The organism is Glycomyces salinus (assembly GCF_016428645.1).
Taxonomy (GTDB): Bacteria; Actinomycetota; Actinomycetes; order Mycobacteriales; family Micromonosporaceae; genus Glycomyces; species Glycomyces salinus.
In genome coordinates this window covers 143,630-166,398 of sequence record NZ_JAELXW010000001.1, presented here as the reverse complement: position 1 = coordinate 166,398, position 22,769 = coordinate 143,630, and the positions used below count along the sequence as shown (strand labels likewise).

General features: G+C 68.4%; 21 protein-coding genes. 14 read left to right on the top strand and 7 right to left on the bottom strand.

Annotated elements, in window-relative coordinates; genetic code table 11:
• The first annotated feature begins 91 nt into the window (after positions 1–91).
• The 7 genes from JFB92_RS00720 (at position 92) to JFB92_RS00690 (ending at position 9,128) form a co-directional block, all read left to right on the top strand.
• On the top strand, positions 92–586 hold the full coding sequence (locus JFB92_RS00720) for a hypothetical protein (RefSeq protein ID WP_199033882.1): 495 nt from the start codon (positions 92–94) through the stop codon (positions 584–586).
• A 266-nt stretch (positions 587–852) separates the two neighbouring features.
• Positions 853–2,907 carry an ABC transporter substrate-binding protein gene (locus tag JFB92_RS00715; protein WP_199033880.1) on the top strand — a complete coding sequence of 685 codons (2,055 nt, stop codon included), beginning with the start codon at positions 853–855 and terminating at the stop codon, positions 2,905–2,907.
• Between the two features lie 16 nt (positions 2,908–2,923).
• Positions 2,924–3,919 (top strand): ABC transporter permease, encoded by a 996-nt coding sequence (locus JFB92_RS00710; RefSeq protein ID WP_372451546.1) that lies wholly within the window; start codon positions 2,924–2,926, stop codon positions 3,917–3,919.
• A gap of 7 nt (positions 3,920–3,926) precedes the next feature.
• The gene (locus JFB92_RS00705) at positions 3,927–5,069 is read left to right on the top strand and encodes an ABC transporter permease (protein WP_199033876.1); all 1,143 of its coding nucleotides are present in this window, start codon (positions 3,927–3,929) and stop codon (positions 5,067–5,069) included.
• A gap of 7 nt (positions 5,070–5,076) precedes the next feature.
• Positions 5,077–6,090, top strand: coding sequence for an ABC transporter ATP-binding protein (locus JFB92_RS00700; RefSeq protein WP_199033874.1), 1,014 nt, complete (start codon positions 5,077–5,079; stop codon positions 6,088–6,090).
• A complete protein-coding gene (locus JFB92_RS00695) occupies positions 6,087–7,100 on the top strand; it encodes an ABC transporter ATP-binding protein (protein WP_199033872.1) in 1,014 nt (337 codons plus the stop codon). Before JFB92_RS00700 ends, JFB92_RS00695 begins: the two co-directional genes overlap by 4 nt.
• Positions 7,101–7,163: 63 nt before the next feature.
• Positions 7,164–9,128, top strand: coding sequence for a beta-galactosidase (locus tag JFB92_RS00690; RefSeq protein ID WP_199033864.1), 1,965 nt, complete (start codon positions 7,164–7,166; stop codon positions 9,126–9,128).
• 23 nt (positions 9,129–9,151) lie between these two features.
• Here JFB92_RS00690 and JFB92_RS00685 read toward each other — a convergent pair whose 3' ends face one another.
• From JFB92_RS00685 to JFB92_RS00675, 3 genes are all read right to left on the bottom strand, one after another.
• Positions 9,152–9,718, bottom strand: a complete 567-nt coding sequence (locus tag JFB92_RS00685) for a hypothetical protein (protein ID WP_199033862.1) — start codon at positions 9,716–9,718, stop codon at positions 9,152–9,154.
• 274 nt (positions 9,719–9,992) lie between these two features.
• The gene (locus tag JFB92_RS00680; RefSeq protein ID WP_199033860.1) at positions 9,993–10,607 is read right to left on the bottom strand and encodes a Pycsar system effector family protein; all 615 of its coding nucleotides are present in this window, start codon (positions 10,605–10,607) and stop codon (positions 9,993–9,995) included.
• Positions 10,608–10,820: 213 nt separating this feature from the next.
• Positions 10,821–11,495, bottom strand: coding sequence for a DUF3159 domain-containing protein (locus tag JFB92_RS00675; protein WP_307788978.1), 675 nt, complete (start codon positions 11,493–11,495; stop codon positions 10,821–10,823).
• A gap of 159 nt (positions 11,496–11,654) precedes the next feature.
• Here JFB92_RS00675 and JFB92_RS00670 point away from each other — a divergent pair, with 159 nt between their 5' ends.
• The 4 genes from JFB92_RS00670 to bfr all read left to right on the top strand — a co-directional run bounded on the left by JFB92_RS00670 (position 11,655) and on the right by bfr (position 14,602).
• The gene (locus tag JFB92_RS00670) at positions 11,655–12,647 is read left to right on the top strand and encodes a DUF6301 family protein (protein WP_199033856.1); all 993 of its coding nucleotides are present in this window, start codon (positions 11,655–11,657) and stop codon (positions 12,645–12,647) included.
• Positions 12,648–12,667: 20 nt separating this feature from the next.
• Positions 12,668–13,678, top strand: a complete 1,011-nt coding sequence (locus JFB92_RS00665; RefSeq protein ID WP_372451549.1) for a threonine aldolase family protein — start codon at positions 12,668–12,670, stop codon at positions 13,676–13,678.
• Positions 13,679–13,768: 90 nt separating this feature from the next.
• Positions 13,769–13,957: a (2Fe-2S)-binding protein gene (locus JFB92_RS00660; protein ID WP_199033846.1), complete on the top strand. Its 189-nt coding sequence runs from the start codon at positions 13,769–13,771 to the stop codon at positions 13,955–13,957.
• Between the two features lie 162 nt (positions 13,958–14,119).
• Positions 14,120–14,602 carry a bacterioferritin gene (bfr, locus tag JFB92_RS00655; protein WP_199033840.1) on the top strand — a complete coding sequence of 161 codons (483 nt, stop codon included), beginning with the start codon at positions 14,120–14,122 and terminating at the stop codon, positions 14,600–14,602.
• Positions 14,603–15,061: 459 nt separating this feature from the next.
• Here bfr and JFB92_RS00650 read toward each other — a convergent pair whose 3' ends face one another.
• The 3 genes from JFB92_RS00650 to proC all read right to left on the bottom strand — a co-directional run bounded on the left by JFB92_RS00650 (position 15,062) and on the right by proC (position 17,492).
• Positions 15,062–15,499 carry a GNAT family N-acetyltransferase gene (locus JFB92_RS00650; protein WP_199033836.1) on the bottom strand — a complete coding sequence of 146 codons (438 nt, stop codon included), beginning with the start codon at positions 15,497–15,499 and terminating at the stop codon, positions 15,062–15,064.
• A gap of 64 nt (positions 15,500–15,563) precedes the next feature.
• Complete coding sequence (locus tag JFB92_RS00645; protein ID WP_199033834.1) at positions 15,564–16,511, bottom strand: NAD-dependent epimerase/dehydratase family protein; 948 nt, start codon at positions 16,509–16,511, stop codon at positions 15,564–15,566.
• Positions 16,512–16,685: 174 nt separating this feature from the next.
• Positions 16,686–17,492 (bottom strand): pyrroline-5-carboxylate reductase, encoded by an 807-nt coding sequence (gene proC, locus JFB92_RS00640; protein ID WP_233162088.1) that lies wholly within the window; start codon positions 17,490–17,492, stop codon positions 16,686–16,688.
• A gap of 156 nt (positions 17,493–17,648) precedes the next feature.
• On the opposite strand from proC, the gene JFB92_RS00635 reads away from it, so the two are divergent.
• The 3 genes from JFB92_RS00635 to JFB92_RS00625 all read left to right on the top strand — a co-directional run bounded on the left by JFB92_RS00635 (position 17,649) and on the right by JFB92_RS00625 (position 20,679).
• Complete coding sequence (locus tag JFB92_RS00635; RefSeq protein WP_199033830.1) at positions 17,649–17,870, top strand: hypothetical protein; 222 nt, start codon at positions 17,649–17,651, stop codon at positions 17,868–17,870.
• A gap of 100 nt (positions 17,871–17,970) precedes the next feature.
• Positions 17,971–18,615: a 2'-5' RNA ligase family protein gene (locus JFB92_RS00630; protein WP_199033828.1), complete on the top strand. Its 645-nt coding sequence runs from the start codon at positions 17,971–17,973 to the stop codon at positions 18,613–18,615.
• A 486-nt stretch (positions 18,616–19,101) separates the two neighbouring features.
• Entirely contained in the window at positions 19,102–20,679 is a 1,578-nt protein-coding gene (locus JFB92_RS00625) for a stealth family protein (protein WP_199033826.1), read from the top strand.
• A gap of 33 nt (positions 20,680–20,712) precedes the next feature.
• Here JFB92_RS00625 and JFB92_RS00620 read toward each other — a convergent pair whose 3' ends face one another.
• Complete coding sequence (locus tag JFB92_RS00620) at positions 20,713–22,758, bottom strand: M3 family metallopeptidase (RefSeq protein ID WP_199033824.1); 2,046 nt, start codon at positions 22,756–22,758, stop codon at positions 20,713–20,715.
• Positions 22,759–22,769: the final 11 nt, after the last annotated feature.

Sequence of the window (22,769 nt, the reverse complement as noted above, 5' to 3'; positions counted from 1 at the left end):
TCCGGTTTCTGGGGGATTGTCGCTTGACGTACCGGTCCCGCATGGCACGATCACATCAGGAACCTCACTTCGAGTCCGGCGGTGATACGCGGTGGCTGCCAAGATCACATTCCGGCCGACACCGCGCCAGATCGCCGCGCGGACGCTCCTCATCGCCTCGCCGTCCTGCCTGGTCGCCCTCCTCCCGGCCGTCATCCACATGGCCGTCTCCGGCCGCTGGCGGCCCGGGGCGCTGGGCGCGATCGTCCTGGCGGCGGTGGTCATCGCCTGGACGGTGGCCGTGTGGGGCTCGCGGCGTGTCGGCGTGGTGGTCGACGAGCGCGGCATCCGCCCGATCGCCGGCGGCGGCGAGTGCGGCTGGCGCTGGACTGCCGTGGCCGACATCCGCGCGGAGCGCCGCGGCGGCCGCACCGTCCCGGTGCTCTACCCGGTCGACCCGGCGCGCGGGCCGTGGCGGCTGCGCGCCCCATACTCCGGACGCGGCCTGGCCGTTGACGAGGGGTTGGACGAGAAGATCTTCGTGATGCGGAGTCTGTGGGGAAGTCACCGTCTCGGACCGGCTTCCGGCCGAAAGTTTCGGTCCTGAGGACGGGATATCTTGTGGAATGCGATTGCCAATCGTGATCCGATCGTGATCTTGTCACGAGTCGACCAGGCTTGACGCGAAAAATGTGTTGCCGTAGTCTCACCGTCATTACCGAAAGTTTTCGGATACGTTCCGGAAGTTTTGTAAGCGCTTTCGGTTTTGACGGCGGGGTTCGAGCCGGGCCCCGTCGCCATGGCCTCCTGGAGGGCCATGAAACCCCTCGGCCGCCCCACGGCCGCGACCGACCACGGAAGGAGCGCTCACCGATGAGCACTCGCAACCCCCAGTCCAGCATGCTTTTCAACAGGCGCAACCAGAAGAGCTCCGGGTCGGCCCCATGGCCCGACCCCACGGTCACCCGGCGCGGACTCGTCGTCGCCGGCGGAACCGCGCTGACGGCCTCCGCGGCCGGATGCGGCTGGTTCTCCACTGATTCCGATTCCGGCGGCGGAGGCGGCGAGAAGGGCTCCGAGGCCCCCATGCTCGCCGAGCGCGTCGAGGCCGGCGACCTCCCGCCGGTCGAGGAGCGCCTTCCGAAAGAGCCGCAGGTCGTCACCGTCGCCGAATCCATGGGCGTATACGGAGGCACCTGGAACTCCACCGTCACCGGTGCCGCCGACGGCCCCTGGCTGTGGCGCACCATCAACGACGGCCACCTGCTCGAACGCTCGCGCGACTGGACCGAGATCAGGCCGAACATCGCCTCGAACTTCGAGGCGAACGAGGACGCGACCGAATTCACCATCACCCTCCGCGAGGGCGTCAAGTGGTCCGATGGTGAGCCGCTGACCACCGCCGACGTCGAATTCGCCTACAACGACGTCGCGCTCAACACCGAGCTGACCGAGGCCGTCCCGAGCGAGCTCACCGCCGCCGACGGCACGCCCATCGAACTCGAGATCGTCGACGACTACACCTTCATCGTCCGCTTCAGCAGCCCCAAACCGCTGTTCGAGGAGGACATGGCGGTCGGCGTCTCCGGGCAGCGCTTCACCATGTACCCGCGCCACTACCTCGAGCAGTTCCACATCGACTACAACGAGAACGCCGAGCAGGAGGCCCTCGACGAGGGATACGACAGCTGGGTCGCCCGCTTCACCGCGCTGGGTCACCTCTGGAGCCAGCAGTGGGAGAACCCCGACCTGCCGACCCTACTGCCGTGGGTCTGCAAGCAGCCGATCTCCGACGCCGAGTCCTCCCTGTTCGAGCGCAATCCGTATTACTGGAAGGTCGACGAGGAGGGCAGCCAGCTTCCCTACATGGACGAAGTCCGCTTCGACATCACCTCCGATGTGGAGACGATGTTCGCCCACGCCATCAACGGCGACTACGAGTTCCACTCGAGGCACTTCAACGACAACGCCCACCGCGCCGACGCCGTCGAGGGCGAGGCCAACGGCGAGTACAAGGTCGTGGAGCTGGAGTCGACCTACTCCAGCGACATGAACATCGGGTTCAACCTGAACCACCGCGACGCCGGCCTGCGAGAAATCTTCTCGGACAAGCAGTTCCGCATCGCGATGTCGCACGCGATCGACCGGCAGGAGCTCATCGACGTCCTCTGGAACCGCGTCGGCGAGCCCAGCCAGCCCGCGCCCAGGCCCGAATCGCGGTTCTACGACGAGGAGTTCGCCACCCAGTACACCGAGTTCGACCTCGACCTGGCCAACCAGATCCTCGACGACGCGGGGTACGAGCTGTCCGGCTCGACTCGGACGGCTCCGAACGGCACGCCACTGGAGTTCACGATGGCCGTAGCCGACGACGCCCTCCTGGGCACGATCTGGATCGACGCCCTCGACATGATCAAGGGTTGGTGGGCCGAGGCGGGCGTCACGATGCACATCAACAGCCAGCCCCGCGAGAACTGGCAGAACCTCATCAACGAGTTCGACTACGACGCCACCGTCTGGACCGGCGACGGAGGCCACATCGACGAGCACACCTCGTGCTACTGGTACATGGCCGCCGGGGCGGGCGGCGGGGCCTTCTTCGGCCGCCAGTGGTCGGAGCTCTACACCAACGGCTCGACCGAGGAGGATCTGGTCGCAGAGCCCCCGGCCCCCATCGAGGAGCAGTGGGACCTGCTCAACCAGTTCAAGACCGAGGCCGACCCGGCGGTCCGCGACGAGCTGTTCGGGCAGATCTTGGACATCGCCAAGGAGGAGTTCTACGCGATCGGCACGGTGCGGGGCCATGGCGGCTGGTGCGTCGTCGCCGACCGGCTCAAGAACGTCGGCGGGCCCATGCCGGAGAACCCGACCTACGGGACGCCGGGACCGGCCTCGCCCGAGCAGTGGTACATCACCGAGGACAAATAGGTCGAGGTAGAGGACATTGGTGCAATTCCTGGGTCGCCGTGTGTTCTACATGGCGGCGACATTGCTGGCGATCTCGCTGGTCGTGTTCGTGATCATCAGTCTGCCTCCCGGCGACTTCGTGACCGCGCTCGAGGCGAGGTACGCGGTGCAGGGCACGAGACTGACGCCGGACGAGGTGGCGCAGCTGCGGGCGCGGTACGGCCTGGACGGCAACGTATTCCAGCAGTACTGGCACTGGTTCTCGCAGATCGTCCTGCACGGCGACCTGGGCATGTCCTTCGAGCACCAGAAACCGGTCAAGGAGGTCATCGGGGCGCGCCTCGGCGCCACGCTCGGCATCTCGCTCATCACCCTGGTCGTCACCTGGGTGCTGGCCTTCGCCATCGGCATCTACTCGGCGGTCAAGCAGCGCTCGATCGGCGACTACGCCGCGACGACGGTCGGTTTCCTCGGACTGGCTACCCCGAACTTCCTGATCGCGCTGATCTTCATCTACTTCAGCGTCTCCTGGTTCGGCTCGGTCCCGTCGGGGCTGTGCTCGCCCGAGTGGTGCGACGCGTCCTGGAACCTCGGCAAGCTGCTGGACCTGTTGGGACACCTGTGGATCCCCATGATCGTCATCGGCACCGCCGGCGTGGCGGGGCTGATCCGCGTCATCCGCAACAACCTGCTCGACGAACTGCGGCGGCCGTACGTGACCGCCGCCCGAGCCCGCGGCGTCCCCGAGGGACGGCTGCTGCGCCGGTATCCGCTCAGGGTGGCCCTCAACCCGTTCGTCTCCACGATCGGTTGGGTGCTCCCAGTCCTGCTGGTCGGGGACATCGTGACCGGGCAGATCCTCGGCCTGCCCACTCTCGGGCCGATCCTGCTCGGAGCGCTCAAATCGCAGGACATGTACCTGGCCGGATCCATCATCATGGTCCTCAGCCTCGTCACGGTGATCGGAACCCTGATCTCCGACTTCCTGCTGGGCTGGCTCGACCCCCGCATCCGACTCGGAAACCAGAGGTGAGGCGACGATGACCCTCAAAGAGACCGAAGGAATTCCGCCCGAGGACGACAGGAAGACCGAGCGCGCCACCGCGTCCCAGCGGCAACTGGTGTGGTGGGGCTTCAAGAAGCACCGCCTCGCGCTGTTCTCGGCCTGGCTGCTGATCGGAATGCTGGTGGCGGTCGTCTTCACGGAGTTCCTCGCCCCGTTCGACGATCGGCACCGCGACTCGGACTACACCGCCGCACCGCCGCAGGTGCTGAAGCTGTGGGACACCGACGGAGGTGAAGGCTTCCAGTGGGGCCTGCACGTCGACGGCTACACCTCCGAGCAGGATCCGCGGAGCCTGCGCATCACCTATGAGGCCGACCCCGAGGACAGGGTCGAGATCGGCTTCTTCGTCAAGGGCGAGGAGTACGAGCTGTTCGGCCTCATCCCCTGGGACCGGCACCTCATCGGCCCCGAGGACCCCGAGGACCCGATGTACCTGCTGGGCACCACCACCGACGGGAAGGACCTGCTCACCGACCTGGTGTACGCCACCCGTGTCTCGGCTTCGGTCGGCATCATCGGCGTGGCGCTGGCCTTCCTGCTGGGCGTGGTCCTCGGCGCGGTGTCGGGCTACTTCGGAGGATGGATCGACAACGGCATCCAGCGGCTGATCGAGCTGATCATGGCCGTGCCGTCGATCCCGCTGTGGCTCGGCCTCGCGGCCGCGCTGCCGGTCGACATGGGGCCGGTGATGCGGTACTTCATCATCACCACGATCCTGGCGCTGGTGGCATGGACCGGCCTGGCCAGAGAGGTCCGGGGCCGATTCCTCGCAATGCGCAGCGAGGAATTCGTGACCTCGGCGATGCTCGACGGCTCCAGCCACCGACGGATCATGTTCCGCCACATGCTGCCCTCGTTCTCGTCCCACATCATCGCGGCGCTGAGCCTGTCGATCCCGACCATGATCCTGGCCGAGACCGCGCTGTCCTGGCTGGGCCTCGGGCTGCGGCCGCCGGCCATATCGTGGGGCGTGCAACTCCAGGAGGCGAGCAAGTGGAGCGTCCTCTCGGGAGCCCCGTGGCTGCTCATACCGGGCGCGGTGGTCGTGATCGTGGTCCTGGCCTTCAACTTCGTCGGCGACGGCCTGCGCGACGCCGCCGACCCGTACAAGCACTAGGTGAGCGATGTCTGAACCACTACTGGAGATCTCGGGGCTGCACACCAGCTTCGACACCTACGACGGGAAGGTCGGGGCCGTCGACGGCGTGGAACTGACCGTCGAGGCGGGCAAGACCCTCTGCGTGGTCGGCGAGTCCGGTTGCGGCAAGTCCGTCACCGCCCGATCGATCCTGCGGCTGGTCGAAAAGCCGGGGTCCATCGACTCGGGCACCGTGACCTGGCACGGAGGCGAAGAGCCGTTCGACGTCCTCTCTCTCGACGACAAGGACCCGCGGCTCCAGAAGCTGCGCGGCGACGACATCGGAATGATCTTCCAGGAGCCCGCCGCGTCGCTGCTGCCGCTCCGGTCGATCGGCGCTCAGTTGATCGAGGCGCTGCGCATCCACACCGGCATGGACAAGAAGGCCGCCCGAGCCAGGGCGGTCGAACTCCTCGGCCTGGTCGGCATCCCCGACGCTGAGCGGCGCGTCGACGCCTATCCGTTCCAACTGTCCGGCGGCATGTGCCAACGCGCCATGATCGCGATCGCCCTGTGCGCCGAGCCGGCGCTGCTGATCGCCGACGAGCCGACGACCGCTCTCGACGTCACCACTCAGGCCCGGATCCTCGACCTCATTCGGGACCTACAGGCGCGCAACCACATGGCGGTCATGTTCATCACCCACGACCTCGGCGTCGTCGCCGAGATGGCCGACGAGGTCGCCGTCATGTACTTGGGTCGGGTGGTCGAGCGCGCGAGTGTCGAAGAAGTGTTCGCCGATCCGAAGCACCCTTATACGAAGGCGCTGCTGCGCTCGGTCCCGGTCCTGGGCCGCGACCGGGGCCGGGACCTGCCGACCATCCCCGGAACCGTCCCCAACCCGCTGCACCGCCCGAAGGGCTGCTCGTTCCACCCCCGCTGCACCGAGGCGATCGCCGGGCGCTGCGACCTCGACGAGCCGCCCGAAGTGGTCTTCGACGGCGGCCGCACCGCGCAGTGCGTGCTCTACGACGACCAGTCCGAAGGAGACCGAGCATGACCGCGACACCCGAGACCGAGCCGCTGCTCGACATCCAGGACCTCCACGTGCGATTTCCGGTGCGGCGGAACCTCCTCGGCCGCACGACCGTCGAGAACCACGCCGTCAGCGGCGTCGACTTGGCCCTGCGGTCCGGCGAGACCCTCGGCCTGGTCGGCGAGTCCGGCTGCGGCAAGACCACCCTGGGGCGCACCATCGTCGGCGCCCAGGAGGCCACCAGCGGGTCGATCCGCTACGACGGCAATGACCTGACGCGGCTCAAGAACCGCGAGAAGGGCCGCTACCGCCGCCAGATCCGCATGGTCTTCCAGGACCCGTTCTCCTCGCTCAACCCGCGCATGACGCTCCGGCAGGTCATCGGGGACCCCCTGGTCGCGATGGGGGAGGCGAAGGGCTCGGAGCTGGAGGACCGGGTGGCCGAGATGATGCGCAGGGTCGGGCTGTCCCCGGACTACATGGACCGGTACCCGCACGCGTTCTCCGGCGGCCAGCGCCAGCGCGTCAACATCGCCCGCGCCCTCATCGTGGACCCGAAGCTGGTGATCGCCGACGAGCCGGTCAGCGCACTGGACGTCTCGGTCCGCGCCCAGATCCTCAACCTGCTGCGCGAACTCCAGGACGAGTACGGGCTGACCTACCTGTTCATCTCGCACGACCTCTCGGTGGTCGAGAACATCGCCGACCGCGTGGCGGTCATGTACTTCGGGAAGATCGTCGAACTGGCCGACACCGCCGAGCTCTACGAGAAGCCCGCCCACCCCTACACCGAGGCGCTGATGTCGGCCGTGCCGGTCCCCGATCCGTCGCTGCGCGACCGCGGCGGCCGGATCCTGCTGGCCGACGAGCTGCCCGACCCCTCGAACCCGCCCGCGGGCTGCGCCTTCGCCGGCCGGTGCCGGTACGCCGAACCGGGACGGTGCGACACCGGCACCGTCGACCTCGAAGGCGGGGTCCGCTGCGTCAGGAGCGAGGAGCTTGACTTGCGCGGGATCGAACTGACAGAATCCTGAGTCGGACTGGATAACGCTATCCTTGAAGGAACCCCCTTGTCACCGAAACCAGTACGAGACATCATGCCCACCGTCGACGGGCTCGCCTTCGGCGGCGACTACAACCCCGAGCAGTGGGAACGCGAAGTCTGGGAAGAGGACATCGCGCTGATGCGCGAGGCCGGCGTCAACGTCGCCACGGTCAATGTCTTCTCTTGGGCGAGCATCAACCCAGGCCCCGGCAAGTGGGAGTTCGGGCAGCTCGACGACATCATGGACCTCCTCGCCGACGGCGGTGTCAGGGCCGACCTGGCCACCTCCACCGCCTCCCCGCCGCCGTGGTTCTCCCATGCCCACCCCGAGACCCTCCCGGTGGCTCCCGAGGGACACCGCCTGTACTACGGCGCCCGCGCCGAGTACTGCCCGCACGCCCCGGCCTACCAGGAGGCCGTGGTCGAGATGGCCTCGAAACTGGCCGAACGCTACGCGGGCCACCCGGCCCTGGCGATGTGGCACGTCGGCAACGAGTACTACCGGTCCTGCTTCTGCGACCTCGCCGCCACGGAGTTCCGGACCTGGCTCCGCGAGCGCTACGGCGACCTCGACGGCCTCAACCGCGCCTGGGGGACGACCTTCTGGTCCCAGACCTTCACCGACTGGGAGCAGGTCCTGCCGCCGCGCGCCTGCGCCGAGACCCCTAACCCCGGCCATGTGCTCGACTTCCGCCGCTTCGGCTCCGACGCCCGGCTGCGGCTGTTCGACTCCGAGGCCGCCGCCATCGCCGAGCACAGCCCGGACAAGCCCATCACCACGAACTTGATGGTCACCGGGAACTTCGCCGGCAACGACTACTTCCGCTGGGGAGAGGACCTCAACGGCGAGAACCGGCTCATCGCCGTCGACCACTACCTCATCCCGGGCGACGAGATCGCATACGAGCCCCAGGTCGCCTACGCCTCCGCCCTCTCCCGCGGCCTCGCCCACGGACAGCCGTGGCTGCTCATGGAGCAGTCCGCGAACTCCTCGGCCTGGCGCGGCGGCGGCTTCCCCAAGCGGCCCGGCGAGCAGCTGCGCCACTCCCTCGGCTACGTCGCCCACGGCTCCGAGGGCGCCATGTACTTCCAATGGCGCGCATCGCGATACGGCACCGAGCGCTGGCACGCGGCGATGGTGCCCCACGGCGGCCGCGAGACCAAGACCTTCCAGGAGGCCGTCCAGCTCGGCCAGTGGCTCAAGAACCTGGCCGAGGTCAAGGGCTCGACCGTCGAGCCCCAGGCGGCGATCCTGCTCGACTACGAGTCGGTCTGGGCCTTCGACACCCCCGGCCAGCTCTCGTCGTCCATGGCGCCCTTCCCGGAGCTGCGGCGCTGGCACGCGGCCCTCTGGAAGCGCGGCGTGGTCTGCGACATCGCCCACCCGGCCGAGGACCTCTCGCGGTATCCGGTGGTCTTCGCCCCGTCCCTCCAGATGCTCGACGACGACGCGAACCTCCGCCGCTACGTCGAAGGCGGCGGCACCCTCGTCGTCGGCCCCTTCTCGGGCGTCATGGACCGCAACGAACACGTCCACCCCGGCCTCCCCGGCGCCCTCCGCGACCTGCTCGGCGTCCGCGTGGTCGAACACGTCCCGCTGCGAGAGGACGAGTCGGTCGCCCTCGACGACGGCACGACGGGTCGACTCTGGGCCGAGACGGCGGTCTCCGAAGGGGCCGAAGTGATCGCCACCTACACCGAATACCCGCATGGCCCGGCGGTCTTCCACCGCCGGATCGGCTCCGGCCGAGTCTGGTACCTCACCACCCGCCCCGAAGACCTGAACCCGTTCCTGGACCGCCTGGACCTGGAACCGGAGTTCCCCGACCTCCCCACCGGTGTGGAAACGGTCCGCAGAACCCACGACGACGGCCGCTCCTACCTATTCGCCCTCAACCACACCGACCAAGAGGCCAGGATCCCGGCCGAGGGCCGCGACCTACTGACCGACACCGAATGGACCCCGACCAAGCCCCTCCGACCCAACACCTGCGCGGTGATCCGCCAGCATCGATGAGCTTCGCGCGGAGCGGGAGCCGATCAAACCGTCACTAAAGTCGCCCGGTTCCCGGGCTGCCGGTTCCCCGCTTCGCGCGGCACCTGCCGAGGCACTTCGATCCGACCGGAGGGGTACGGCCATCGCGGAGGCGAGTCGGGCAGGAGCCCCATTCGGGCCAGGTCTGCGCGGTCCTTGGGTCGGAAGAGCTTGAGCTTGTAAGCGATGATCTCTCCGAAACCGAAGTAGCGGAGGCCATCGATGATCTCGGCGGAATCGATGAGGTCGTCGGTGTCACTGCCCTCCATGAACCAGTGATCGGCCACCTCGATCAGCCCGCCGTGCAGCTTCACGACCTTGGCTCCGCTGATGTGAGTCGTCGCAAGGTATCCCTGCCCGTCGTAGACCAGCTCGAGAGCCCTCGACCAGGTCTCGCCGCGGGCGACGATATCGATGTCCGAGATCCGGTCGCGGTGGCCGCTCAGCCACAGCCTGGCGCTGCCTGAGATCACGAAATCGTCGGGATCGAACCCCTTCTTCAGCACCAGTCGCTGGGCCAGATCGATGAGTCGGCTGCCGCTGTCACCGCGAGGTGGTCGTCCTTCGTCCACGGTTCCCCCTGCCGTCGGGTTGCTCGACTCAACACAAGCCGAGCAAACATGACGATTGTTCCCGACAGGCCACGCTGGCACCAAATGGCAGTCCTGTTCGAGAAAGGAGCAGAAAACGCTCCCTCCCCTTCTCGCTCAGTGGGAATCAGTAGTCGGCAGGAGTCGGGACTCGGCGGCACTGGGGGAGCGGGACGCGTTTCGTCCGGCTCCCCAACGTGATTCGGCCGGCGTCCATTGCCCTGTATAACTACAAGGGATGCTTAGTGTTCATCGACTATGCATTATGGACTGATAGTGTCACGGAGACGCAAATCACGAAAATGAGCAGGGTTCCCGTTCCGAGGCATAGGATCGCCTTCTGGACGCGCCGGAATTTTGCAGTTGCAAGCCGTGCGAGCAGGTTGGATTCTCTCGCGGCGTAGGTGCGTCGCTCGTCAGGATCCTGGGAATGGTCCACAGAGACTTTCACGAGTTGTTCGGGAGAAGTGGCGGAGACAAAAGATATTCCAACGTTCCCGCGCAGGTTCGGCCAGACCACTGACCCGAGGTAGCCGACTCCTAGCAGCATGAACGACGCGGCCGTCCAAGCGAGCACCAGATTGTGGGCCTCCAGCGTGGTCAAGGACGGGACCGCCAGGAGTATGCCCGCGATCGGGATCGCTATGGCCGCAAGCGACGCCGCCTTGGCGTCCGCCCGGGCGATCTCCATGCGTGCCAGGTCGCCGGCCCGGTGCAGGTCTTCGACGGCGAGATCGAACTGCTCCCAAGGGGCGGTCCGGTCGGCCGAGCCGCCCAGGGCAGGGCCCTTCCGGCCGGCCGCCGGGTTCCGGCGGTTGGTCACCGGCTCTAACGGCACGGACGCTTCGGTATCTCTCACATGGTGGCTCATCGGAGGATCCCATCGGCGGTATCCGGGCGAGCGGCTGTCCGACGGAGGTGTCGGACGTCGCTCGGTCACAGGTTCCCCGTAGGGAACCAGTATATTGAAGCTCTTCAGTCCATGTAGGTCATAGAACCGGTGATGTCGGAAGGTCGACACAGGTGCGGCGCTGGTCCTGGGGCTGCCGGGAAGCGCGGGCGTCGCCGGACCGCCGGGCCGGGGTCAGTCCGGGGCGTGCGGCCGGATCGGGGCCGCTTCGTCGACGGCGCGGGGATGGCGGATGCCGGGGTGGGGCCCGGGGAGGTTTGCCTTGATGATCCACCCTGAGACGGCCAGGCAGGCGATCAGGAGGGGGTAGGACAGGAGGACTTGGACCACGCCTCCGCCGATCACGGCGATCTCGTCCTCGTCCGAGTTCCAGAACGGAGTCAGGACCGCCACTCGCAGGGTGTACATCGCGACCCAGGCCCAAGAGGCCGCGCTGTAGGCGCGCAGGAGGGCCGGGTCCGATCTCCAGCGGGTCCTCTGGCCCAGGAGGGCTCCCACGATGAGACCGAGCAGTGGCCTGCGCACCGCGATCGAGCCCGCCCAGACCAGGGCGCTGGCCGCGTTGGTCAGGATGCGGGGGAGGAGGATGTCGGCCGCGCGGCCGGTGTAGAGCACGATGACCCCTGCCAGGCACACCGAGAGCAGCCCGAAGATCACCGCGCGCGGCTTGGTGCCCCGCGCCAGCCGCACCGCGGCGATCGCCGCCGCGCACAACACCGAGGCCGCCACGCCCCACAGGATGGAATTGCCGGTCAGGAGCCACGTGAGGACGAACACTATGAGCGGAGCGGTGGCGTCGAAGGCTCCTCGCCTGCCGCCTAGTAGGCTGACGAGCGTGTCTTGTCGCACAGTGTCGGACTCCGTAGAAGACAACCGCCAACCCTTACCCGCTAGTGCCGATACGACGAGGCAAGGCTACCCTAAACGCAGCGAGCCGCTGGGTGTCGCAACCCAGTCGGGCCCATCACGGACGGATTGGCGCAGTACCGGATGCTCGGCACACATCGGATGGACGAACCGCAGCTCATCGAGCTCATCCGCCGCGCCCGACAGACGGATTTCGGGCGCTGGACAAAGCAGGACCTGCAACGGGCCATGGCGAGCCTGGGATGGAACGTCCGCTCGGCCGAGGTCGACATCGGGATGTGGCGGGCTGAGACCGGATACGCCACCGGTGACGCCATCGCCGACTCCATTCCACCCGGTACCCCGGTTTCGGGGCGCGCCGACTTCTACTCCATCGAAGTGATGGTGCTGCGGTCGGCCGAGCGAGGGCGCCAGGGCGAGAACCACCGCACCCTGATCTTCCGCGAAGTGCTGCGGACCATGATGAACGAGCTCGGCGCCCCCGAAGTCCGCGGCGGCGACGGCGGGCCGTGGGTCCGCTGGCACCGCGGCCAGCTCGTGTTCGAGCTGCACCTGCGCCGCTTCCACGGCGGGGTGAACCTGCGGCTGCTCTCGCCGGAGCTGTTCGACCAGCTCGAGGCCCACGCCGTGGGCAAGGGCGACGTCTCCGGTTGGCAGGCGTACGCCCGCAAGTCCAAGCACCCGCCCGAGCCGGCCTGCTACGAGCTCGGCGAGTTCACCGAGCGCCTCAGCTCCCTGCTGGGCGACATGGCCGCCGACGTCCCGACCATCGACACCTCCGGGACGGTCCTGCTGCGCACCAGCGACTGGTCGGCGCGGTACGTGGCCGCGTTCGTCGACGGCGGCCTGCGGGTCGAGGCCTCGGCAGCGGTGACCGGCACCTGGCGGGGCGGGCTCTCGAGCCTGCCCGGCATGGGCTACCGCGCCCCCAGCGGCGGCCAGCCGAACTGGTCGCGGAGCTTCCCGTCCTCGGACCGGTCCGCCACCACGCAGGCCGCGCACATGATGGTCGACGCGCTTCGCGCCTTCGGAATCCAGGACCTGTTCGACATCGTCTACGACGGTTTCACCGCCGACGGCGAGCGCATGTACCTGCCGGTGCTCGGCATCGGGAGCGGTATCAATCCCTATTAGCGCGTTAGGGTGTGAGCATGATCGTCGATCTGCGCTCAGACACCGTCACCCGTCCCACGTCGGCGATGCTCGAGGCGATGGCCTCGGCCGAGGTCGGCGACGACGTCTACGGCGAGGACCCCACGGTCAACGCCCTCGAAGCCGAGGTCGCGGCCCTGCTCGGGCAGGAGGCGGCGATCTTCACCCCGACCGGGTCGATGGCCAACCAGATCGCGCTCCAGCTGCTGGTGCCGCGGGGCGACGAACTGCTGGCCGACGCCAAGTCGCACGTGGTGAACTTCGAGATGGGCGCGGCCGCCGCGCTCGGCGGCGTCTCCAGCCGCACCTTCTCCACGCCCGGCAGCCGTCTCGACGTCGCGGCGATCGAGCCGATGATCAACCGGCCGAACCCGTACGTGACGACGACACGGGCGGTCGCGGTCGAGAACACCCACAACATGGGCGGCGGCACCGTGCAGCCGCTGGCCGAGCTGAAGCGGCTCCGCGGGCTCGCCGATGCCGAAGGGATCGCCCTGCACCTCGACGGGGCCCGCCTGTGGAACGCCCATGCCGCCACCGGCGTACCGCTGAGCGAGTACGGACGCCTGTTCGACACCGTGTCGGTCTGCCTGTCCAAGGGGCTGGGCGCACCGGTCGGCTCCCTGATCGCGACCAGCGCCGAGCGCGCCGAGCGCGGCCGGATCCTCCGCAAGCGGCTGGGCGGCGGCATGCGGCAGGTCGGCTACCTGGCCGCGGCCGGACGCTACGCGCTGGCCAACCACATCGAGCGGCTGGCCGAGGACCACGCCCGCGCGAGGCGCCTGGCCGAGGCTCTGGAGCCCTGCGGGGTCTGCGGGGCCGCGCAGGTCGAGACCAATATCGTGCTGCTGCGCGTGCCGCAGATCGCGAAGGTCGCCGAGGCCGCGGCCGAAAGAGGGGTCAGGGTGTCGGTGCTCGGCCCCGATTGGGGCCGCCTGCTGACCCATCTCGACGTCGACGACGCCGGGATCGACCATGCGATCGAGGTGCTGACCGACCTGGTAGGCGAGTGATCGTCCGAACGGGCGGTTGCCGGAATCCTCCGCGCAATGTAGGTTAGGCATACCTTCTTTAGTCCGGCCTAATTATCTCGGAGGGCGGCGATGTACGCCTGCATCTGCCACGGAGTCCACGACCAGGAGGTCCGTGAGTGCATCCGTGCCGGCGCGCACACTGAGGACGCCATCGGCGACGCCTGCGAGGCCGGGACCGGCTGCGGCAACTGCCGCGAGCGGCTGGCCGACATGATCGAGAACTACTTCGCCTCCGAGCCGGCCGCCGCGGCGGCCTGAGGCCCCTGAAACCCCGTTTATCGGTGTATACCACTACCCTTGGTAAGGCTAGGTTGTCCTATTTTAGGCATTCCTGACTGGATACCGTCCCCGACCTCGCCCTACGCTGGGAATCGCCGGCCCGACGCCGGCCTGGGAACACCGTGGGAAGGACGGAGCGACATGCAGGGCGACGAGAGAGTCATCGAGTTCCTCAACGAGCAGTTGACGGCCGAGCTGACCGCCATCAACCAGTACTTCCTGCACTACAAGATGCAGGAGAACTGGGGCTACACGAAGCTGGCCAAGTACACCCGGAGCGAGTCGCTCGACGAGATGCGCCACGCCGAGATCCTCACCGACCGCATCCTCTTCCTGGACGGCCTGCCGAACTACCAGCGGCTCTTCCCGTTGCGGATCGGCCAGTCGGTCCCCGAGATCTTCCGCTGCGACCGGGAGATCGAGGTGGAGGCGATCGACCGCCTCAAGCGCGGCATCGAGCACATGGAGTCGGTCAAGGACTACGTCTCCAGGGACCTCTTCGAGAGCATCCTCAAGGACGAGGAGCACCACATCGACTACCTGGACACCCAGCTGGACCTGATCGAGAAGCTGGGGGAGAGCCTCTACCTCCAGACCCTCATCGAGCAGCCCGAGGGCGACTAAGGGGGTGTCTGGTGGTCCCGAACGGTCTGTATTCGGTCCGTTCGGGACCACCAGACACCCCTAGGGCGAACGCGCGAGAGGGGGCCGGCTTTCGCCGGCCCCCTCTGCTGTTTGCGGCAGAGCCCCTCACATCTCCACCACAGTGGTATGCCGTCGCTGGTGTTGACAGCGCCGACGTTCGGATCGTAACATACCGATACTTCGGATGAAAGTTTCGCGAAACTTTCAGTTCGGATCGCCGGGAAATTGGCACACTTGCGGTGCCGGACCGGATGAAGCCGCTAGCAGGCCGCCGTACGTTCGGGGGAGTACTTCACCTGAAACTTCCGGTATCGACCCTTCGGAGACCTGCGAGGGCCTTTCATGAGAGGGGAACAGGGGGCGGGACGTCCAGAGCCGGGGCGTCCCGCCTTTCCTTCGTTCCTCGCTCGTCTCCCGTAGCGCCGTGCCGGGCCGCGCTCATTTCCCGATGCGCCGCATCGGCACGTGCCAGATGTCGTCCTCGATGAACTCGGGTCCGTCCTCGACGAAGCCGTAGCGCCGGTAGAACCCGGACGCCTGGACCTGGGAGTCGAGCACCACTTCCGCTTCCGGCCCGACCTGGTCGAGGGCCGCGGTCAGCATCGTTCCGCTGAGGCCCCGCCCGCGTTCGGCCGGGACGCAGCAGACCCGGCCGATCCGCCAGCCGGGCCCGTCGCGCAGCAGCCGCAGGCAGGCAACCGGTGAGGTTCCTTCGCCGATCCAGAAGTGCACCGTCTCCGGGGCGAAGTCATTGTCGTCGAGGTCGGGGTAGGCGCAGTCCTGCTCGACCACGAACACGTCCTGTCTGAGGCGGGCCAGCCCGAACACCGTCGCGCCGTCGAGTTCCTCGAACCGGCCTTGTTGTATTTCGCGCATGCCCGCCATTAGAACAGGTATCCGCTTATTTCTGCCAGCAAGCGTCTAGACGGTGACCGCTCCGTCACCGGAGGGCGGCCGGCCGCTCGCCCCACCATTCCAGAGTCTCGGCGAGCGCGGTGTCGGTGTCGGTCGGCTTGTCGCCGAACACTTCGGTGAAGTCGGCGGACTCCATGATGTAGGGACCGTCCCACTGGTGCCGTGTCTCTTTGAGTCCGCGCAGGTGCGGCTGGAACGCGCCTATCGCGTGTATCAGGACCCACCACGGGAGACGGCGGATCGGGGCCGGTTCTCGGCCGAGGACACCAGCCATGGCCCCGATCATCTCGCGCATGCTCCTGGCCGGGGCGGTGGGCACGTGCCAGGGGCGGCCCCAGGCGCGGTCGTCTCCGCCGAGCCGCACCAGCGCCGAGGCGACGTCCGGAATGTAGGTGAAGCTGTGCGGCGCGTCCGGATCGCCCACCACCGACACGATCTTGTCCTCGACGACGGGGCGGACGATCCGCTCGCCCAGCATCGCGTCGGCCAGCGCGCCGGGCCCGAAGTAGTCCGAGCCCCGGGCCTCGGTGAAGCGGATGTCGCCCTGCTCGTGGAGGGCCATGGCGTCGTTCCACATCCGGATGCGGATCCGCCCCTTTTCGCCGGGGGAGCGCAGCGGGGTGCGCTCGGTCATGGGCTCGGTGACCGGCCCGTAGACGTAGAGGTTGCCGGTGTTGACCAGGCTCGCGCCGCCCGCACGGGCGGCGGCCAGGATGGCCGCGAACATCGGCGGCCACTCCTGGGCCCACTGGTGGTAGCCGGCCGGGTTGAGGCAGTTGTAGATGACGTCGGCGCCGGCCGAGGCCGCGGTGAGGGCCTGCGGGTCGCGGGCATCGACCTTGACGTGCTCGATGCCGGGGGTGCTCCGGCCGCCGGAGCGGCTGAGGACGCGGACCCGCTCGCCTTGTTCGGCGAGGATGGCGGCGACGGTGGACCCGATCTGGCCCTTGCCGAGTACGACGTGGTCGGTCATGGCGAGTTTCCCTTCGAATGCGAGAGCGCTGCTCTCTGTTGAGATCAACGATCGCACGCGGGTCGCCCTTTGTCAAGATCACTGCTCTCGATTTTGATCGGCGATTTCAGAATCTCGCGGGCAAGAAGAAACCGCGGCGCGCCAGGCGCCGCGGCTGATCGGTCCGATCGCAGGTCAGGCGTACTCGTCGGCGATCTCCCGCGCCCGGTCCCGCGCGGCCTCGATGGCGTCGTTGACCGCCGAGCGCACCCGGTGGTCGTCCAGGCGCCGGACCGCGCTGATGGTGGTCCCGGCCGGGGACTCCACGGCCTCCCGCAGCTCGACCGGAGAGGAGTCGGCCTCGCGCAGCATCCGCGCCGCCCCCAGCGCGGTCTGCGAGACCAGCTCGACGGCGACGTGCCGCGGCAGGCCCATCAGCACGCTGGCCTCGGTCATCGCCTCGGCGAGGTAGTAGAAGTAGGCGGGCCCCGAACCCGAGATCGCGGTGACCGCGTCCTGGTGCCGCTCCTCGACGACCAGGGTCCGGCCCAGCGGCTTGAACAGCTCCTCGACCGCGGCCAGGCACGTCGCGTCGCTGTGGGTGCCGGGGGACAGCACCGTCATCGCCTCGTCGACCAGCGCGGGCGTGTTCGGCATCGCCCGCACCACCGGTGTGGTGTCGGGCAGCCGCTTCTCGAAGAAGGAGGTCGGCAGGCCGGCGCAGATGCTCACCACCGGGGCGCTGGAATCGAACTCCCCGGCCAGCTCCTCGAGCAGGCTCGCGGCGTCCTGCGGCTTGACCGCCACGACCACGACGTCGGCCCGGCGAACCGCCTCGGCGTTCGAGGCGACCTCGACGCCGTACCGCTCGCGCAGCGCCGCCGCGCGATCGGCGCTCCGCGCCGTCGCGACCACCGATGACCTCTCCCAGCCCGCGCGCAGCAGGCCCGACAGGATCGCCTGGCCCATCTTTCCAGCTCCCAGCACCGCCACCGTATGCATCCGCTCCTCCTTCGAAATCGGTTGCCCCATCGATTGTGCCAGCTCCGAACCGATTCGCCGCCGGTCGCCGCCGCGCGGCCTCGTGAAGCCCGCCCGGCCCGTCGCCCGGGACCCGCTCGTACCCAACCGGACCGGAAATGCCGATAGGGTCGTGGCGTGAGTTCGAAAACGGATTCGGATCCCGACGACTACGCCCCCAGTTTCGTGCTTTTCCTCGCATTCATCGCCATCTTCGCGGCGCTGTTCTTCCCCGGAGGGTTCGGCGACCGCCTCCTGATCGCCTCGGTGCCTCTCGCCGTGATCGGTGGCTGCCTCAAGATCGCCAGTGCGGTCCGCCACACCGGTCGCGGGTCGGCGGAGTTAGCCACCGCTGTGTAGACTCCGTTGACGATGACACCCGTATCATTCGGTGGCTTCCTTCTCGCGGGTCCCGTCCGGGACACCGCACCTCCTGCGCACTCACCGAGGAAACTCTCCCGTGACTTATTCTGCGCCTGCGCCCGAGCGCGAGGCCCCCAGGTCGGGCCAGACCTGGCCCGAAGGCTGGACCAAGCTCCACGTCTACCTGACCGACCTCGAAGAGGTGAAGACCCTGGCCGACTCCTACCGGCCGGTCATCGACGAGGCGCCCGGAGACGTCCCGGTGCCGCACGAGTGGCTCCACGCCACCATCGCCTCCGTCGAATGCGACGCGGCCACCGTCACCGAGACGACCCGCTCGCTTCTGGTCGAGCGGCTGCGGCGACGGGTGGGGGAGCTGCCGGCCTTCGACCTGACCGTCGGCCCGGCGCTGGCCTCGATGAGCGCCATCATGCTCGACACCTTCCCGGACCGCGACTTCCAGCGCCTGGTCACCACTTGCGTGGAGGTCATCGACGAGGTCGTCGACGGCGGTGTCGGGCGGCCCTGCGGCGGGCCCGGACACGTCTCGCTGTCCTACCGGTCCGATTCGGCCGGAGACGACGACGCCCGCGGGCACGTCCAGAACCACCTGCGGGACGTCCGACCCGGGAGGACCAATATCACAGTGACCGGAGTGGAACTGGTACGGGTGTTCCAGACCTCCGGCGCCTCCTCCTACACCTGGGAGAACGTCGCGCGAATCCCTTTGGGGCAGAGCTGATCTCGGCATAACCGAGCCTGACGCCCGCGAGTTTAACGCAGGGTGAATCTTCGATCAGTTGACGTTACAGACGTTTTTCTGACACTATCTCGTCACCGGTCTGTGGCCTACTGTTGAGGCATGTGTCAGAGTCCGGCCACGTGGCGTTCAAACGTGGCCGACGAAGGATCCGCTTCTCGCAGCGCCGCATAGGGCAACCCCGCGGCAGAGTCGCCGGCCGGACTCCCCTCGGCATTCGCCGACCGGACACATCCTCGACGGCCGCCGGCAGTGCACATCCAAGGCGGCCGCCGACCGAATGCATCTCCGGCAGCCGCCGGATCTGCCACTGCTTTGCGTCAGGAGGTGTCGATGTCCGCTGAATACGAGCGTCGAATCGCAACCCGCTCAGCCCGGTTCCACTCCACGGTCGACAAGACCCCGCGTCTGTCCGTCCCCCGACCCGTCGACCCTCCCTCAGCGGCCGAGCCGAGCGGCGGAGCCGAGGTGTCCGAACCCTACCGGTTCTTCACCGACCTCGCTTCCAGCCACATTCTCCACGCCTTCCAGATCCGACCGGCCTACTCCCTGCCCGCCCCCACCCCGCTCGAGGTGTGGCGGCGCAACTTCGAGATCGTCGCGACACTCCTGGGCGCCATCGGCGTCGACTTCTTCGCCGTCCCCGGATTCAGCCTCACCCGACCCGTCCTCGGCGTGTCCGAGGCCGACCGCCAGCGCGTGTGCGGCGCACTCGGCATGCTGTGCGACTCCACCGGCGGCCGCCTCTCAGTGCCCGAACCGGCCTATCTGGAGTCCGAGTCGGCCCTGAACCGCCCGGCCTGGCCCAGCCGCGCCGACCTGTCCGACGTCCCCATGGTCCGCGCCGACTGGCTGTGGACCGACCCGACCCGCAACGTCGTGTTCGGGCCCGAGCACGGCTGCGAGGTCGAGTTCTGGACCGACCCCGGCGACGGGCACCTGGTCGCCCCGCGGCACAACCGGATCAGTCCGGTCATCCGCCGCGACTCCGCCTCGGTCACCGCGCCGGGGCGGCTGTTCAACCCCCTCGCCGCCGGCCCGCGCGCCGTCCTGCCCGAACTGCCCACCCGGCCCGAGTTCGCCGAGCCCGGACCCGACCACGCCGGCTTCCCGATCGACGCGGTCTACACCTGGGTGGACGGCCACGACCACGCCTGGCTGCGCCGCCGCGCCGACGCCCGGAACGAGCCCTACCACCCCGAGTCGGCCAGCGCCTCCCGCTACGCCGACCGCGACGAACTGCGCTACTCCCTGCGCTCGCTGCACGCCCACGCCCCGTGGATCCGCCACATCTACCTGGTCACCGACGAGCAGCGGCCCTCCTGGCTGGACCCCGATGCGCCCGGCCTGACCGTGGTCGACCACCGGGACCTGTTCGACGACCCCGAGTGCCTGCCGACCTTCAACTCCCACGCCATCGAATCCCAGCTGCACCGCATCGAGGGCCTCTCAGAGCACTTCCTGTACTTCAACGACGACATGTTCCTGGGCCGCCCGGTCGGACCGCAGCTGTTCTTCGAACCCAACGGGCTCGCCCGGTTCTTCCCGTCCGACACCTTCATCGACCAGGAACCGGTCAGCGCGGCCGACACGCCCCCGAACGCGGCCTTCAAGAACGACCGATCCCTGGTCGAGGCCGCATTCGGGCGCACGGTCACCCGCATGATGAAGCACGTGCCCTACCCGATGCAGCGCAGCGTCCTGGCCGAGATCGAGAAGGAGTTCGGCGACGCCCACGCCCGGACCGCCGCCAGCACCTTCCGGGACGTCTCCGACCTGTCGGTGGTGACCCTCCAGCACTACTACGCCTTCCTGACCGGGCGGGCCGTGCCCGGGGCGAACCGGCACGCCTACCTCGAACTGGGCCGCCCCGACCTGGCCGAACGGCTGGCCGAACTGCTGGACCGGCGCGACCGGGAGACCTTCTGCATCAACGACGCGGGCCTGACCGAGGCCGCCGCCGATGAGCGCTCGGGGATGCTGCGGCGCTTCCTCGAGTCGTACTTCCCGGTGGCCTCCCCGTTCGAGATCCCCATGGCACTGTGAGCCGAGGCCGTACGGCCCCGGCTCAACCGGCCCCTATTTGAGGCCGCGGCGTTCCAGAAGCGGGTCGATCTCGGCGTCGCGGCCGCGGAAGCGGCGGTAGGACTCCATCGGGTCGATCGAGCCGCCCCGGCTCAGCAGGTGCTCGCGGAAGTGGTCGCCGTTCTCGCGGGTCAGGCCGCCGTTCTCCTTGAACCACTCGACGGTGTCGGCGTCCAGGATCTCCGACCAGATGTAGGAGTAGTACCCGGCCGAGTAGCCGCCCGCGAAGATGTGCGCGAAATAGCCCGAGCGGTAGCGCGGCGCGATCTGGTCCACCGCGATGCCGGCCTCGGTCAGGGCCGCGCGCTCGAAGTCCTCGACGGCCGCGGCGGGGTCGTCGCCGGCCTCCGGCACCTCCTCGGGGGAGAGCCGGTGCCATGCCTGGTCGAGAATGGCCGCGGCCAGGTACTCGGTCGAGGCGAAACCCTCGCCGAACGAGCCCGAGTCGCCCCACTGCTCGAGCAGCTCGGCGGGCGCGGCCTCGCCGGTCTCGTGGTGGCGCGCGTAGTTCGCGACCACCTCGGGCCAGCGGATCCACATCTCGTTGACCTGCGAGGGGTACTCGACGAAGTCCCTCGGCGTGGACGTCATCGACGTCTTGCCGTACCGGCAGGCCGACAGCAGCCCGTGCAGGGCGTGCCCGAACTCGTGGAACATCGTCCGCACGTTGTCGGCGCTGATGAGGGCCGGCTGCCCCTCGCTGGGCCTGACGATGTTGAGGTTGTTGACCACCACCGGCTTCTCACCGGTCAAGTCGGCCTGCACCACCAGCGCGTTCATCCACGCCCCGCCCTTTTTGGAGTCGCGGGTGAAGAAGTCGGCCAGGAACAGGCCCAGCGCGGTCCCGTCGGCGTCGAAGACCTCGAAGACGCGGACCTCCGGGTGGTAGCCGACCAGGTCCTCCCGCTCGCGGAAGGTCAGGCCGAATTCCAGCTCGGCGGCGTGGAACACGCCCTCGAACAGGACGCGGTCCAACTCCAGGTACGGCTTGAGCGCCTCGGACTCGAAGCCGTACTTCGACTCCCGCACCTTCGCGGCGTAGTGGGACCAGTCCCAGGCGGCCAGCTCGAAGCCGCCGCCCTCGGCGTCGATGAGCTCCTGGAGCTCGGCGGCCTCGCGGCGGGCGTTGCGCACCGAGGCCCTGGCCAGGTCCGAGAGGCGCTCGGCGATGAGCTCGGCGTTCCCGGCGGTCTGGTCGGCGGCGATGTAGGCGGCGTGGTGGTCGAAACCCAGCAGCCGGGCCCGCTCGGCCCGCAGCCGCACCATCGACAGCAGCGTGGAGGCGTTCTCGGAGCCGCGCGAGGTCGAGGCCCGCCACAGCCGCTCGCGCAGGCTCCGGTCGGTCAGCCGCTCCAGCTTCGGGTGGCAGCTGAACAGCTCCATGGTCAGCAGGTAGCCCTCGAGATCCCGGTCGGCGGCCGCTGCCGCCGCCGCGGCGAGGGCCTCCTCGCCGAGCCCGTCGAGCTGGGCGCGGTCGGTGACGTGCACCGCGGCGTCGTTGATGTCGGCCAGTACCTGCTGGTTGTACTTGGCCGACAGCTCGGCCAGTTCGGCGTTGATCCGCTCGAGGCGGGTCTTGCCGTCCGCGTCCAGCGCGGCCCCGCCGCGCACGAACTCGGTGTGGTACCGCTCGAGGAGCCGTTCGTCCTGCTCGTCGAGCCCGATCTCGTCGCGTCGCCGCCACAGCGAGTCGACCCGGGCGAACAGCTCCGGGTCGAGCAGGATCGAGTCCTCGTGGGATGCCAGCTTGGGGCTGTACTCGGTCTCGATCTGCTGGAGTTCGGGACTGGTGTCCGAGGTGTTCTTGTTGAAGAAGACATGGCTGACGCGGCCGAGCACGCCCTCCTGGGTCCGCTCCAGGGCGACGATCGTGTTCTCGAAGGTCGGCTCGTCGGGGTTCCGCGCGATGGCCCGGACGGCGGCGAGCTGCTCGTCCATGCCGGCGTCGAAGGCCGGCCGGTAGTGCTCGACCTCGATGTCGGCGAACTTCGGGAGGCTGTAGGGCAGGTCGGAGACGGTCAGGAACGGGTTGTCGGTCACGGGGAATCCCT

What these genes read in the sequence shown, in the direction of transcription:
- JFB92_RS00715 (WP_199033880.1), top strand. Translation starts at nt 853, where the DNA reads ATGAGCACTCGCAACCCCCAGTCCAGCATGCTTTTCAACAGGCGCAAC.
- JFB92_RS00705 (WP_199033876.1), top strand. Translation starts at nt 3,927, where the DNA reads ATGACCCTCAAAGAGACCGAAGGAATTCCGCCCGAGGACGACAGGAAG.
- JFB92_RS00700 (WP_199033874.1), top strand. Translation starts at nt 5,077, where the DNA reads ATGTCTGAACCACTACTGGAGATCTCGGGGCTGCACACCAGCTTCGAC.
- JFB92_RS00695 (WP_199033872.1), top strand. Translation starts at nt 6,087, where the DNA reads ATGACCGCGACACCCGAGACCGAGCCGCTGCTCGACATCCAGGACCTC.
- JFB92_RS00690 (WP_199033864.1), top strand. Translation starts at nt 7,164, where the DNA reads ATGCCCACCGTCGACGGGCTCGCCTTCGGCGGCGACTACAACCCCGAG.
- JFB92_RS00680 (WP_199033860.1), bottom strand. Translation starts at nt 10,607, where the DNA reads ATGAGCCACCATGTGAGAGATACCGAAGCGTCCGTGCCGTTAGAGCCG.
- JFB92_RS00670 (WP_199033856.1), top strand. Translation starts at nt 11,655, where the DNA reads ATGGACGAACCGCAGCTCATCGAGCTCATCCGCCGCGCCCGACAGACG.
- JFB92_RS00660 (WP_199033846.1), top strand. Translation starts at nt 13,769, where the DNA reads ATGTACGCCTGCATCTGCCACGGAGTCCACGACCAGGAGGTCCGTGAG.
- bfr (WP_199033840.1), top strand. Translation starts at nt 14,120, where the DNA reads ATGCAGGGCGACGAGAGAGTCATCGAGTTCCTCAACGAGCAGTTGACG.
- JFB92_RS00650 (WP_199033836.1), bottom strand. Translation starts at nt 15,499, where the DNA reads ATGCGCGAAATACAACAAGGCCGGTTCGAGGAACTCGACGGCGCGACG.
- JFB92_RS00645 (WP_199033834.1), bottom strand. Translation starts at nt 16,511, where the DNA reads ATGACCGACCACGTCGTACTCGGCAAGGGCCAGATCGGGTCCACCGTC.
- proC (WP_233162088.1), bottom strand. Translation starts at nt 17,492, where the DNA reads ATGCATACGGTGGCGGTGCTGGGAGCTGGAAAGATGGGCCAGGCGATC.